The sequence below is a fragment of the Rasiella sp. SM2506 genome, from assembly GCF_050859505.1.
In the GTDB taxonomy this organism is placed as follows: domain Bacteria; phylum Bacteroidota; class Bacteroidia; order Flavobacteriales; family Flavobacteriaceae; genus Marinirhabdus.
Map to the genome: position 1 here is coordinate 2,325,211 of NZ_CP193934.1, position 13,750 is coordinate 2,338,960.

10 protein-coding genes are annotated in these 13,750 nt (G+C 39.1%); 5 read left to right on the forward strand and 5 right to left on the reverse strand.

Annotated features, from left to right (window positions below; genetic code table 11):
- Positions 1–24: 24 nt before the first annotated feature.
- Entirely contained in the window at positions 25–402 is a 378-nt protein-coding gene (locus ACQ2HF_RS10505) for a LysM peptidoglycan-binding domain-containing protein (protein ID WP_432413082.1), read from the reverse strand.
- 217 nt (positions 403–619) lie between these two features.
- On the opposite strand from ACQ2HF_RS10505, the gene ACQ2HF_RS10510 reads away from it, so the two are divergent.
- The gene (locus ACQ2HF_RS10510) at positions 620–1,249 is read left to right on the forward strand and encodes a fasciclin domain-containing protein (protein WP_432410382.1); all 630 of its coding nucleotides are present in this window, start codon (positions 620–622) and stop codon (positions 1,247–1,249) included.
- Between the two features lie 62 nt (positions 1,250–1,311).
- Positions 1,312–1,863 carry a hypothetical protein gene (locus ACQ2HF_RS10515; protein WP_432410383.1) on the forward strand — a complete coding sequence of 184 codons (552 nt, stop codon included), beginning with the start codon at positions 1,312–1,314 and terminating at the stop codon, positions 1,861–1,863.
- Between the two features lie 42 nt (positions 1,864–1,905).
- Here the strand turns inward: ACQ2HF_RS10515 and ACQ2HF_RS10520 are convergent, their stop codons facing one another.
- The 4 genes from ACQ2HF_RS10520 to ACQ2HF_RS10535 form a co-directional block, all read right to left on the reverse strand.
- Positions 1,906–2,574: an ATP-binding cassette domain-containing protein gene (locus ACQ2HF_RS10520; RefSeq protein ID WP_432410384.1), complete on the reverse strand. Its 669-nt coding sequence runs from the start codon at positions 2,572–2,574 to the stop codon at positions 1,906–1,908.
- On the reverse strand, positions 2,552–2,863 hold the full coding sequence (locus tag ACQ2HF_RS10525; protein ID WP_432410385.1) for a hypothetical protein: 312 nt from the start codon (positions 2,861–2,863) through the stop codon (positions 2,552–2,554). The genes ACQ2HF_RS10520 and ACQ2HF_RS10525 overlap by 23 nt, the downstream gene beginning before the upstream one ends.
- Positions 2,864–2,941: 78 nt before the next feature.
- Positions 2,942–6,229 (reverse strand): amidohydrolase family protein, encoded by a 3,288-nt coding sequence (locus tag ACQ2HF_RS10530; protein WP_432410386.1) that lies wholly within the window; start codon positions 6,227–6,229, stop codon positions 2,942–2,944.
- A 290-nt stretch (positions 6,230–6,519) separates the two neighbouring features.
- On the reverse strand, positions 6,520–7,359 hold the full coding sequence (locus ACQ2HF_RS10535) for a phosphatase PAP2 family protein (protein WP_432410387.1): 840 nt from the start codon (positions 7,357–7,359) through the stop codon (positions 6,520–6,522).
- A 109-nt stretch (positions 7,360–7,468) separates the two neighbouring features.
- Here ACQ2HF_RS10535 and ACQ2HF_RS10540 point away from each other — a divergent pair, with 109 nt between their 5' ends.
- The 3 genes from ACQ2HF_RS10540 (at position 7,469) to ACQ2HF_RS10550 (ending at position 13,746) form a co-directional block, all read left to right on the forward strand.
- The gene (locus tag ACQ2HF_RS10540; protein WP_432410388.1) at positions 7,469–8,884 is read left to right on the forward strand and encodes an ArnT family glycosyltransferase; all 1,416 of its coding nucleotides are present in this window, start codon (positions 7,469–7,471) and stop codon (positions 8,882–8,884) included.
- Between the two features lie 103 nt (positions 8,885–8,987).
- Positions 8,988–10,838, forward strand: a complete 1,851-nt coding sequence (locus tag ACQ2HF_RS10545) for a DNA topoisomerase IV subunit B (protein WP_432410389.1) — start codon at positions 8,988–8,990, stop codon at positions 10,836–10,838.
- A gap of 175 nt (positions 10,839–11,013) precedes the next feature.
- Entirely contained in the window at positions 11,014–13,746 is a 2,733-nt protein-coding gene (locus ACQ2HF_RS10550) for a DNA gyrase/topoisomerase IV subunit A (protein ID WP_432410390.1), read from the forward strand.
- Positions 13,747–13,750 lie beyond the last annotated feature (4 nt).

The window sequence follows — 13,750 nt, forward strand, 5'->3', positions numbered from 1 at the left end:
TTAAAGGTACAGTTTTATAATAGTTTAGATATTAGGAATCACCAGTTCTTGTCCTGGATGAATCATATCTGGATTTTTAAGAATGTCTTTGTTCGCTTCAAATATAGCGTTGTACTTCATTGGATCTTTATAGTAATGTTTTGCAATTTTACTTAAAGACTCTCCACTTTCAACTGTGTGGCGTGCATATACTGTTGTGTCTGCAACATCAATATCTGCAACGATATCATTAGGGCTTTCACCACCAGAAGCTTTGATCTGATCCCATAAAAGGTTTTTGTCATATTGTGTATTAGCTACCCCTTTAATATGAAGTTTATCCCCTTCAACTTTAACGTCACCATTTTGGATATTTAACTTTTCACCTAGATCCAGTACGTTTTGATATTTTGATTTAACCATAATTTTTTCTTTTAAATTAATCAACTTTAAAGATACAAAATTTAGCTTCTATACTATTCGTTATAACACAACTTTAAGGTGCGTATAATATTTACCCATTTTTTTAACTAAAAACGTCTAAGCATATACTATTTAACGTAATATTAATGGTTTGTTAGTATTTTTTGCTGAATTCTAGACATATATTTGCTTTAACAAATTTAAAAACCAACATATTATGAAAATGAGTAAAATATTTATGTCACTTGCAGTTGTAGCTTTATTGTTTGCATCTTGTGATGACACTAAGAAAAAAGAAGCTGAAGCTAAAGCTGAAGCAGAAAAAATGGAAATGGAAGCCAAAATGAAATCTGAAGAAGAGGCAAAAATGGTAGAAATGGAAAAAATGGAAATGCAGAAAAATTCTATTGCATCTATGGCAATGGGAAATCCAAACTATTCTACATTAGTAGCTGCTTTAAAGCAAGCTGAATTAGCTAGTACATTTATGGAGCCAGGGGAATACACTGTTTTTGCTCCAACAAACGATGCTTTTGCAAAAGTTCCTAAAGCAACTATGGACATGTTAATGATGCCAGAAAATAAAAATAAATTACAGGATTTGTTAAAGTATCACGTTGTGAAAGGTGAGTGGAAAGCAGATGCTGTTGTAAAGGCAATTAACGATAACAAAAATGCTTACAGTGTAACAACTTTAGCTGGTGAAAATCTTACACTTTCTTTGAAAGACGGTAAAGTAATGATCAAAGACGGTAAAGGTAAAATGTCAGTTGTAGCAGATGCCGATATGGATGCTTCTAATGGAGTAATTCACGGGATTGATGCTGTGCTAATGCCAAAAGGATAATACCTTTTAATTAAGTTATTAAAGAAGACCTCAGAGATGGGGTCTTTTTTTTATATTTATAGATGGATAATTTTGTAATAAAAAACAAAAAGTCAATTCTTGGAGGAGGCATAGCAACTCTTTTTATGGGGTTAGCCGTTTTTTTGTTAGGTAACCTTTCAGGCTATGAAGCCAAGCAACTTATTACCTCATCGTTACCAGGTATTAATATGCTTTGTAATACCATAGTTCTGGCATCGGCTACTATCTTAGCATTGCTTCTTACACTTTTAGGAATAAGTACCGGGACAAAGTCTAGACTTAAAAAAGCACATTACCTGCAAGTATTAAGTATTGCCAAGTTTGATACTATATTATTTGTAGGAGCTCTTATTTTATTTCAAATATTTAACATTCCTATTACTGAAGCAGAGAATGTAGAAACCTCGTGGTATAAAATTATTTATTGGGCTACCATTTTTTTCTCATCTATCTTAAGTGGCATGATGATTACCGTAATACTTATGTTGTATACCACGGTCACTAATATTATTCATATTGTAGGACTTAATGAAGACCACTATCTTGTTTCAAAAGAAGAAATTGAAGAAGAGGAAGAAGAACAGAAAGATTAAAGTACACATTTTAGTGTAAGTTTTAAATGCCGAATTTGAACTTTAGCTTCTTTTGTTGAGGTATTCAAATTTCCGTAAATCCCCTTCGTTATTTATTTGATAAGCAATACCGTCCTTAAGTACTATATTTTTATCTGAAACTTCCAGTACATCGTGATAGTAATGGTCTGTCACTATAATACCTTTACGCTGTTTGAGTTTCAGTAAAAATTCTTTCAGCTTTTCTTTATGAAGTGGCTCTAACATAGAAAAAGGCTCGTCCATGAGTAGAAATGGGTGTGGCAAGTGGGCGAGAAGTACTACTTCAAAATATTTTAATTCACCTACCGATAAAGTGCCGGTTTGTTTATGCGTCATCGTTGCAATATGCGGGTCATAAAAAATAGCATCCTGTGTAGCTTCGGCTCTATGGAATAAAGGGATAAGGTCCCGAACCTTCATTTGTTTGGGTAAGAAAGGATGTTGCGGGAGATATGCAATATATTGTTTGGGGATTACCTGGAGAGGTTTTATTGGGGTATCATCTATGCTGAAGGAAATTTCATCTGCTTTTAGTGTTCCAAAAAGTAATTGTAGCAACGTAGATTTACCCGAACCATTCCGTCCAAAAAGTCCCACAAGTTCGCCACGTTGTAACGTAAACGAAATCTCCTTTAATACCTTCTTACTTCCGAAGGATTTGGAAGCGCTATATACTTGAAGTTTTTCCAAAAATGACTAAGAATAGCGCCAAGAACACCAGGAAAATTGGGAGCCCTACGAGCAGGTTAATTATTATAGAGGATAGTAAGAGCTTGTATTTTGTGATACCCAAATTGTAGTAACTGTAATATTCATCTTTTCTAAAAGTTTTGAATCCAAAAAACCCAGCGACAATCCCTAAGGTGCAAAATAAAAAATAGCCCCAATACACACCAAAAACCCATACCGTAAGAAGACCGGTTGCCACAACAAACGGAAAAATAGCTTTATAAAATTGCCAGTAAGGACGGTAATTCATGTTTTAAATTTCAAAAAAAACAAATCGAAAATATCAAAATATAAATAGGTCTTTGGAATTTGTTATCTGACATATTTTTTAATGGGTACACCCACTGTGCATAAAGCTGCTGCTTTCCTGATGCCAGGGGAAGGCTTCACTTTGTTTGCTGTCTTCCCACCAAAATGCCTTGCGTTTTTTTGGGCGGTTGCCAATTTCATTCATTGTACTGGCATCGTACAAACGACCATTTATCATAACCATTTCAATAGAATTTGTGTTTTCAATAGAGTCTAAAGGATTTTTATTCAGGATAATTAAATCGGCTAATTTCCCCGCTTTTAAAGAGCCTATGTCGTCTCCTGCGCCAATATATTCGGCAGCATTAATAGTAGCAGCTTTTAAAACTTCTAAATTGCTCATGCCGCCCGCGGCTAGCATCCACATTTCCCAATGGGCACCAAGACCTTGTAACTGTCCGTGGGCTCCCATATTTACTTTTACACCTGCATCACTTAGTTGTTTTACTGTCTTGGAAACAAGAATGTGTCCGTTCTCATATTCGGTAAGTGGTACCATTATTCTATGACGTGAACGACTGTCTATAACAGCGCGCGGCGTAAAGGTTAATAGTTTTTCATTCTCCCATACGTTATCGCGCTGGTAATAATAATATTCACCCGTTAATCCGCCGTAGTTTACGATCAGGGTAGGTGTATAGCCAGAGCCACTTTTACCCCACACCTCCAAAACATCTTTATAGACTGGAGCTACAGGAATATTGTGTTCTACACCTGTATGTCCATCAATAACCATGGTAAGATTATGATAAAAGGTTGATCCACCTTCTGGCACTACATTAATACCTTCTTCTCTTGCGGCCTGTAACACTTGCTGGCGTTGCTCACGACGTGGCTGGTTGTAACTTTTAACACTCTTGGCGCCAAATGCTTTGGTGCGTCTAATGCTGCTTCTGGCATCTTCCAGGTTATTAATGACTGCTTTAAAATCACCATCGGCCCCATACAAAATAAATCCTGTTGAAAACAAGCGAGGCCCTACCAAGCTTCCTGTTTTTTGAAGTTCAGAAAGTGTAAAAACGGTCTCGGTGTTTGCAGAAGGATCATGTGAGGTAGTAACTCCATACGCCAAGTTTGCCATAAATTGCCAATTTTGTTGCGATGGAATTCCTGCTCTAAAAGCACCAATGTGTGCGTGAGCATCTACCATTCCTGGCATAATAGTTTTTCCCTGTAGATCGTAAATTTTGGCACCCGCTGGGATTCCTATTTTTTGACCTAGTCCTAAAATTGTATTGTTTTCTATAATTAGAGTGCCATTTTCCATAACCTGATCACCTTCCATAGTGATGATTCTAGCATTCGTAAAGGCAATAGTTCCCGTAGGTGTATCGGCGGGAGCTTCTAAACCTATTTTGAGACCACTATCGGGCATATCGGAAGGCTTTTCTGCGCCTCCTGGTAAAAAACTGAATTTTTCCTGCAAGGTGTTGCTGAAATATTCATCACCCAACGTCCACATTACTTTTTGGCTATCGGGAGCCCAATGAATGTTTACCCCGGCATCTTTTGCAATTTGTTGCACAGGAACCGAATTACTCTTACCGTCAATAGTAATAGGCTTTCCGTTTAGTACCAACGGAGCAATATACACTTTGTGTAAGTTAGAAAATGCAATCCATTTATTATCTGGACTTGGTACAATGGAGTTGGCATATTTTGAAATAAGATGTTCTTTTTCGTCGTTTCCTTCCAAAGTAACGCTGATTAATTTTTTTGTTACCTCTCCGAAGTAGGTGCCGCCTGTTTGTAAGAATATCCGTTTGCCATCTAGGGTATAGGTTGGGTTTTCTCCATTTTCTATAATAAATTTTTCGTTGTTCCCGGTTATATCAATACTATAAATACCTGGTTTTTTACTATAGGTGAGACCTTGGTCACTATTGCCACGTTCTTTTCTAAAAAGCAGGCTTTTTCCATTTTTGGAAAAGGATGGTGTACGATAAATTCCTTTGGAAGAGGTGATTTTTGTGAGCGTGCCACCATAAGATGGTATCATGAAAATGGCACCTTTTTCTAGATCGTTCCAAGTGACGAAGGCAATTAAGCTTCCATCTGGGGAGATGCAGGGTTCGAATTCAAAATCGGTGCCTTGAGTAATTCTTTTGGGAGTACCATTTGGTAAGTCCTTACGCCAAATATAACCTAAAGCATTGAATATCAAAAATTTTCCATCGGGAGATGTAACCGCATCCCGTATTACTTTACTGGTAACGGTTTCGGTATTAATTTTACTGCTTGTGTGCACGGTTTCGGCAAGATCTATTTTTACATCTGCTGTAAAGGGTATTTCTGAAACTTGCAGCGAGTTTAGATGTATCTTGTTTATTTTTCCGCCGCTCCAGAAAATAATATCACTATTGTTAGGCATCCAATCAAAATTGGGGTAGACACCAAATATTGCCCAGGCTTCTTGTTGGTCTTTGTTTAGTTTATCATACAAAGGCCATTCTTCGCCTGTCTCCAAGTCGTGAATGTAAAGAACAGTTTTTTCACGAATTCGCTTTACAAAAGCCAGCTTTTTTCCGTCGGGAGATACGGTAGGGCGAGCGGCTCCTCCTGGACCTCCTGTAATGGTTTGGGTGGTGCCGTCTTCAAAATTGTAGCGTTTAATTACATAAATCTGGCTGTTTGGATCTTTATTGTACTGGAAAAACCCTCCTGGATACATGTCTTCAGAATAATACAAATACTTCCCATCACTCGAAACATAAGGCTCATTCACGTCTTGCTGGTCGTTTTTGCGTTCTGTAAGTTGTAAACCACTTCCGCCTGTAATATGATATTGCCATAATTCTCCGGCTCCCAAACTTCTTCCGGAGGTAAAGTGCTTTCGGGCAATTAAATAATTGCCATCTGGCATCCAAACAGCATTATTAAGCAATCTGAAATCTTCTTTGGTAACTTGCCTGGCATCGCTTCCATCTGCATTCATCACCCAAATATTATCGCCACCACCCGCATCGCTCGTAAACGAAATTTTAGAACCATCTGGGCTAAAACGGGGCTGTACTTCAAAAGGAATCCCGCTTCGCAACACTTTTGCTTTTCCGCCAGCAATTGGCATCGTATAAATATCGCCTAGCATATCAAACACTATAGTTTGTCCGCTTGGACTTACGTCAAGATTCATCCAGGTACCTTCTTCTGTGGTGAAATTGTGGGTTTTGTAGTTAAAGCCCATGCCTGGATTGGCAACATCCCATTCGGTCTTTTCTTCGTCTTTATTTTTTTTCTTATTTTTTTGAGCGAAGGAGGTGCCACTTAAAATTAGAGCACTTGCAAGCAGGAGGTATTTGTAATTCATCTTTAGTTAGTTTAGAAGTTTAAAAGTACGGATAATTGTACAGCCAGTAAAATAGATATAATCGTCTGTTAGCGTGTTTTCTTTTCGATTTTTGAAATTTAAAGAAAACGCCTGCCCACTTACTCTGGCAGTTGAGTTTTAAGAACATGTGTACGATGGTGAGATCTGCCCGATACCAACTCAATAGAAATCACTGGCAGTGACGAAACATAGATTGAAATATTATTGAAATAAAAAAGGGTCGGAATCTTATAAGATTCCGACCCTTGTAAATGTCTTTTGTAATTGTATTAAAATTTCAACGAAAGCGCCATAGCGGTATATTCATCTCCGAAATACGTTCTCCCTCCAGTTGGATAGACCGATAAACCGTCGCTGTTTTTCTTTTTATGTAATTCGGGAACTAAAATACCAACACCAGCTCCTAGTACATATCCTAAGGCTACATCGGTTAAGAAATGTTGTCCTCCTTGTATTCTAAAATAGCCAACAGCAGCTGGTAATGTTGCAGCACCTGTCCAAACCCATACTTTGGCAGGAGAGTCTGGGTTATAATCGCTATACACTTTCGCCATAAAAAAAGTTGCAGTAGCAGTAGCTGCTACGTGACCTGAGTAAAAAGAGCGCTGCCCGTTATTACTCATCCTTCTGTCTCTTCCCGTGTCCCCACTGTCGTCATATACATACGGGCGACTTCTATCTACCAAACCTGCAGTAATGGTGTAGACAGCTGCCGTAGTTGCTAAACTCTCAATGTACAATCCTAAATATTGTCCTGTATGATCGTTAATTTCATCATCAAACAAAAAAGCAAGAGGAGCTGCAAAGGATAGTGCAAAAGGAATATCACTTATTGTATTTGCATTTTCATCGTGATTTCCGGCTGCCCACCGGTCTATGAAGTTTATCTTGTCTATTTCGCCTTGAAGATCGTTTTCAATACGGGCAAATTCTCCAGGTTCAATATCTTCTTTATTTTGAATTAATAGAAATCCGCCTGCACTCCCAGCTAGGGCAGTACCAGTCCAGATGCCATCTGTAGTCCAGTTCCATTCGTACGGGCTTTCAGCTTTTTGGGCATTTGTAGTAATTGAAATAAGAGCTATGGTAAATAATAGTAGGTGTTTCATAGGTACGAAAATAGCTTTTCAAACCAAGTAAGAGATATATATTAACAATTTGTTAAGCCTGTTTTATTGAAATATTTACATTTGCCAAATTGTTAATCAATTCTATCATTTGAAGAAAAATACCAATACCATACTTTTAATTTTTACAATTTTTTTGATTGTAGAGTTTGTGTTATGCATTAACGTACCATTTTTTTGGGACGGTATGACGAAGGTAGGGCGTGCCGAATGGATATACGACCATAATTTTTCAAGCCTTATTGTCCCTACCGAAATCAACTCCGGACACCCACCGTTGTGGATTACATTGTTGGCAGGTTCCTGGGCGCTTCTGGGTAAATCGCTTTGGGTTTCCAGATTGTTGTTGCTTGTGGTGAATTGGGGCGTACTGTATCAATTGTTATTACTGTGTAAAAAATTATTTGCAGACCGCGTTTCTATTTTTTGGTTCTTTTTACTTTGTATAGAAGCTACCCTCCTTACACAAACTACCAGTCTCAATAATGATATGTTATTGTTATTCTTCGTTTTACTAAGCTGTAATGCCATTTTGTCTAATAGATGGTTTTTACTAACACTAGCGTTGGCAGGGGTGTTAATGACAAATCTTCGCGGAATATATTGTATTATAGGATTGGGTGTTTTCCATGGTATTTTATATAGGTACAAATTGGTGAGCGCCTCCAGAAAAATAATTTGGTCGTATCTATTGGCCTGTATAGTTTTTGGAGCTTTTGTGTTGTATCAGTACTCAGAATTAGGGTGGGCTATTATCTCGCAAAACGAAAGCTATGCAAAACACAGAAAAACGGGTTCTTGGCTTCGCGTGCTTCATAAAGGACGGGCATTTTTAGTTCACGCGTTTGAGTACGGACGTATTTTTCTATGGGTGCCTTTAGCGATACTACTGGGGGTTGCCTTTAAAAAATACAGATGGAAATTACCTTCAGAAATTAAAATTCCCTTTATAGGCTTGGCCGTGTTTACTGCTGTTTTTATCCTGGGGTTTGTGCCTTTTACCAATCCTATTGGCCCTAGATATTTAATGATTTGCTATATTTTCGGGATTATTTTACTTCTTAATTTGGTGTATATATTGCCCCTACAAAAATGGGTGCGCAAAGCGACATTAATTTTTGTAGCGATTGGTTTTTTAACAGGGCATTTATGGGTATATCCCGCTACTACAGACCAGGCTTGGGACAGTACCTTGGCATATCTTAATTATTATCCTGTAAAAAGTGATATGCTTCAATTTTTAGATGAAAAAAATATTGATGAAACTTCAGTGGGAACCAACTTGCGGCTTCGAAATTTGTACATAGTACCAGCATTAAAGCCTAACAGAACGTTTGCTTTTAAGCGATTGGATTTAGATACCAACGAATATGTGTTATTTTCGAATATTGAAAATGATACTTCGCCAGACCAAATTGAAACCCTGAGAACTCAATGGACCGAAATAAAATCCTTTTCACAAATGGGTGTATTTATTACTTTATATAAGAATCCAAACTTTCGCTAATTTTCTTAACAATTTAGGCTGCCGAATTGTTAATTACTTTCACAGCATATCGTTTTCCAATTTCTACTGAACCCCTATATTTAACGCTTATTCAGGAGATTTTATGGCAGAAACAGATTATACCGAAGACAACATACGCTCGCTCGATTGGAAAGAGCACATTCGTATGCGTCCCGGGATGTATATTGGGAAGTTGGGAGATGGTTCTTCGCCAGACGATGGGATCTATATTTTACTCAAAGAAGTAATCGATAACTGTATCGATGAATTTGTGATGGGTTCCGGAAAAACCATCGAAATCAAGATAAAAGATAAAGAAGTAAAAGTACGTGATTTTGGTCGTGGCATCCCACTGGGAAAGGTGGTAGACGTAGTTTCCAAAATGAACACAGGGGGTAAATACGACAGCCGTGCCTTTAAGAAATCGGTTGGATTAAATGGGGTGGGTACCAAAGCGGTGAATGCGCTTTCGGCTTCGTTTAAAGTGGAATCGGTTAGAGATGGGCAACAGAAATCGGCTCGTTTTGAGCTGGGAGAACTTGTAGAAGACCCCGCTATTGAAACTACCACAAAACGCAAAGGAACCAAAGTGGTCTTTGTGCCGGATGAGAGTATCTTTAAAAATTATAAATACCGAAGCGAATATGTAGAAAAAATGCTTCGGAATTACGTCTACCTGAATCCAGGATTGACGATTGACTTCAACGGAGAAAAGTTTGTTTCAGAAAATGGGCTGAAAGATCTGCTGGAAGACGATATGAACAAGGACGATATGTTGTACCCCGTAATTCATCTTAGGGGAGAAGATATTGAAGTTGCCATTACGCATAGTAGAACCCAGTACAGCGAGAGTTATTACAGCTTCGTAAATGGACAAAATACCACCCAGGGAGGAACGCACTTAGCGGCCTACAGGGAAGCGTTGGTGAAGACCATTCGGGAGTACTTCGGGAAAAATTATGAAGCGAGTGATATCAGGAAGTCTATTGTTACGGCTATTAGCATCAAGGTGATGGAGCCTGTGTTTGAAAGCCAGACGAAGACAAAATTGGGTTCAACCGATATGGGAGGCGAATTACCCACAGTACGTACCTATATCAACGATTTCCTAAAAACACAGCTAGACAATTACCTCCACAAAAATACCGATATAGCCGAAAAGCTACAACGCAAAATTCTTGCTGCCGAACGGGAACGTAAGGAGCTTTCAGGAATTCGGAAACTGGCAAAAGACCGTGCTAAGAAAGCCAATCTGCACAACAAAAAATTACGGGATTGCCGCATTCATTTTGGCGATAACAAAAAAGAAAGAAATTTAGAAAGCACCCTGTTTATCACCGAGGGAGATAGTGCGAGTGGAAGTATTACTAAAAGTCGTGATGTGAATACCCAAGCCGTTTTCAGCTTAAAAGGAAAACCGTTGAACAGTTATGGCCTCACCAAAAAAATCGTATACGAAAACGAAGAGTTTAACCTCCTGCAAGCCGCCCTCAATATTGAAGATTCACTGGAAGATCTGCGCTACAACAACATTGTAATCGCCACCGACGCCGATGTAGATGGCATGCACATACGCTTATTGCTCATTACGTTTTTCCTGCAATTTTTCCCGGAACTGATTAAAGAAGGACATTTATACATATTACAAACGCCACTTTTTAGAGTGCGGAACAAAAAAGAAACCATTTATTGCTATAGCGAAGAAGCGCGTAGAGATGCCGTGGAAAAGCTAAAGCCAAAGCCGGAAATCACCCGATTTAAAGGACTGGGGGAAATATCTCCAGACGAGTTTGTACATTTTATAGGTGAAGACATCCGTCTAGACCCCGTAATGCTGGACAAACAAATGAGTATTGAAGATATGCTAAGTTTCTATATGGGCAAGAACACGCCAGATAGACAGAAGTTTATTATTGAGAATTTGAAGGTCGAGTTGGATACGGTGGAAGAGTAAAAAATGTACGATGTACGATTGATGATTGTGGATTAACGATTGTTGATTGTTGATTGTTGATTTTTGAGATTTGGCCTCTTTCTTGTCTCCGACGATTGAGGCACGAGGGAGAGGAAGATACTAGGGAGATGTTCTTCCTAGATAGGGTTTAACGCCTAAAAATTTTATAGACTACATGAGTGACGAACTCGACACTAACGAAGAAGAATTACAACCTGAAGATATCCACTTCGAGAAGTTAGAAGGGGATGGCGAAGGCGATCTTGTACCCGAAGAAGAAATAGACACCGGCGAAACCATCACCCGCGTCACAGGAATGTACCGTGAGTGGTTTTTGGATTATGCCAGCTATGTAATCCTGGAACGTGCCGTACCTGCTATTGAGGACGGTTTTAAACCTGTACAGCGCCGGATCATGCATTCTATGAAGGATCTGGACGATGGGCGCTACAACAAAGTGGCGAACATTGTAGGGCATACTATGCAGTACCACCCACACGGAGATGCGAGTATTGCCGATGCCATGGTGCAAATTGGTCAAAAAGATTTACTCATAGATACGCAGGGAAACTGGGGAAATATTTTAACAGGTGATCGTGCAGCGGCATCTCGATATATTGAGGCACGCCTTTCCAAATTTGCCTTGGACGTAGTCTACAACCCAAAAATAACCGATTGGCAAGCCAGTTATGACGGTCGTAGAAAAGAACCAATCAATTTACCCGTCATGTTCCCGATGCTTCTGGCACAGGGAGGCGAGGGGATTGCTGTGGGCTTGTCTACCAAGATCATGCCGCACAACTTTATTGAATTGATTGACGCTTCCGTAAAGCATTTACAAGGCAAACGCTTTACCATCTACCCGGATTTTCCCACCGCAGGTATGGTAGATGTAACCGATTATAATGACGGGCTTAGAGGCGGAAAAATAAGAAGTCGCGCAAGAATTTTGCAGCACGATAAAAATACCTTGGTGATTCGGGAAATTCCGTTTACGACTACGACGACGTCTTTAATAGATTCTATACTGAAAGCCAATGACAAAGGCAAGATTAAAATAAAAAAGATTGAAGACAACACGGCGGCCGAGGTAGAGATTATGATTCATATTCCACCAGGAATTTCGCCAGATAAAACTATTGATGCGCTGTACGCTTTCACCAATTGCGAAACCTCTATTTCGCCTTTGGGGTGTGTAATTGAAGATAACAAACCGCTTTTTGTGGGGGTTACTGAAATGCTACGTCGCTCTACAGACAGAACGGTTCAATTGCTGAAAAGCGAGTTGGAAATTCAGTTGGAGGAATTTGAGAATCAGTGGCATTATGCTTCTTTGGAGCGAATTTTCATCGAAAACCGAATCTACCGCGATATTGAAGAGGAAGAAACCTGGGAAGGCGTTATTATTGCCATTGACAAGGGATTGAAACCACACACAGGGCATTTAAAACGTGCCGTAACCGAAGAAGATATTGTTCGGTTGACAGAAATACGCATCAAACGGATTTCAAAATTTGATATAGACAAAGCACAGCAAAAGATTGATGCACTGGAAGATCAAATCGCTCAGGTAAAGCATCACTTGGCGAATTTGATAGAATACGCCATAGATTATTTTAAAAGGCTGAAAAAAGAATATGGTGCCGGCAAAGAACGTTTGGCAGAGATTAAAGTGTTTGACGACATTGAAGCCACTAAAGTAATTATACGGAACACAAAGCTCTACGTAAATCGCGAAGAAGGTTTTGTGGGTACCAGTTTAAAACGGGATGAATATGTTACCGATTGTAGCGATATAGACGACATTATCTGCTTTACCGAAGACGGAACTATGATGGTGACCAAAGTAGATAGCAAGACGTTTATAGGCAAAGGAATTCTGCACGTGGCGGTCTTTAAAAAGAAAGACAAACGCACCATTTATAACCTTATTTATAAAGATGGACCAAAAGGAGCGACGTATTTAAAGCGATTTAATGTCACTTCCATGACGCGCGATAGAGAATACGATCTAACAGCTGGCACTAAAGGGTCTAAAGTATTGTATTTCACCGCAAATCCGAATGGTGAAGCTGAGGTAGTCACCATTTTACTACGCCAAAGCGGCAGTATTAAAAAGCTGAAATGGGATCTGGATTTTGCAGACCAGTTAATCAAAGGCCGAGGGTCTAAAGGAAACATTGTGACCAAATATGCTGTTAAGCGTATTGAATTAAAAGAAAAGGGACTTTCCACCTTAAAACCACGTAAAATTTGGTTTGATGAAACTGTGGAACGCCTTAATTTGGAGGGAAGAGGGGAATTGCTGGGCGAATTTAAATCGCACGATCGCTTGCTTGTTATCAATCAGAAAGGGATCGTAAAAACGGTAATTCCAGAGATGACGCTTCGGTTTGATGAGGATATGATAGTCCTGGAGAAGTGGGAACCTAAAAAGCCAATTTCGGCTATTTATTGGGAAGGTGAGAAGGAGTTGTTCTATTTAAAACGTTTCCTAATCGAAAATCCCGACCGAGAGGAATTGATTATCACAGAGCATCCAAAATCGTATTTGGAACGCGTATTTACAGATTACAGACCCCAAGCTGAAATCGTTTTTGTAAAAGAACGTGGTAAAGAACGAAAAGAAAATATAGAGTTGGATCTGGAGGAATTTATTTCAGTAAAAGGAATTACAGCTATGGGGAATCAGTTAACGAAGGATAAGGTTTTAGAAATAAATGCTTTATCATCGTTGCCTTATGAAGCGCCAAAAGAGACGCCTGCAGAGGATCTGGACGTTGTATATGAAGAGGAATCCAATCCTGAAGCTGAAATCGAAAACAAGAAACTTTCAGATAACAGCACAAGCACGAATGATGATGAAGAACCCCCTATTGGAGGTGATGGACAAGCTTCCTTATTTTAAAAAC

What these genes read in the sequence shown, in the direction of transcription:
- ACQ2HF_RS10505 (WP_432413082.1), bottom strand. Translation starts at nt 402, where the DNA reads ATGGTTAAATCAAAATATCAAAACGTACTGGATCTAGGTGAAAAGTTA.
- ACQ2HF_RS10510 (WP_432410382.1), top strand. Translation starts at nt 620, where the DNA reads ATGAAAATGAGTAAAATATTTATGTCACTTGCAGTTGTAGCTTTATTG.
- ACQ2HF_RS10515 (WP_432410383.1), top strand. Translation starts at nt 1,312, where the DNA reads ATGGATAATTTTGTAATAAAAAACAAAAAGTCAATTCTTGGAGGAGGC.
- ACQ2HF_RS10525 (WP_432410385.1), bottom strand. Translation starts at nt 2,863, where the DNA reads ATGAATTACCGTCCTTACTGGCAATTTTATAAAGCTATTTTTCCGTTT.
- ACQ2HF_RS10530 (WP_432410386.1), bottom strand. Translation starts at nt 6,229, where the DNA reads ATGAATTACAAATACCTCCTGCTTGCAAGTGCTCTAATTTTAAGTGGC.
- ACQ2HF_RS10535 (WP_432410387.1), bottom strand. Translation starts at nt 7,359, where the DNA reads ATGAAACACCTACTATTATTTACCATAGCTCTTATTTCAATTACTACA.
- ACQ2HF_RS10545 (WP_432410389.1), top strand. Translation starts at nt 8,988, where the DNA reads ATGGCAGAAACAGATTATACCGAAGACAACATACGCTCGCTCGATTGG.
- ACQ2HF_RS10550 (WP_432410390.1), top strand. Translation starts at nt 11,014, where the DNA reads ATGAGTGACGAACTCGACACTAACGAAGAAGAATTACAACCTGAAGAT.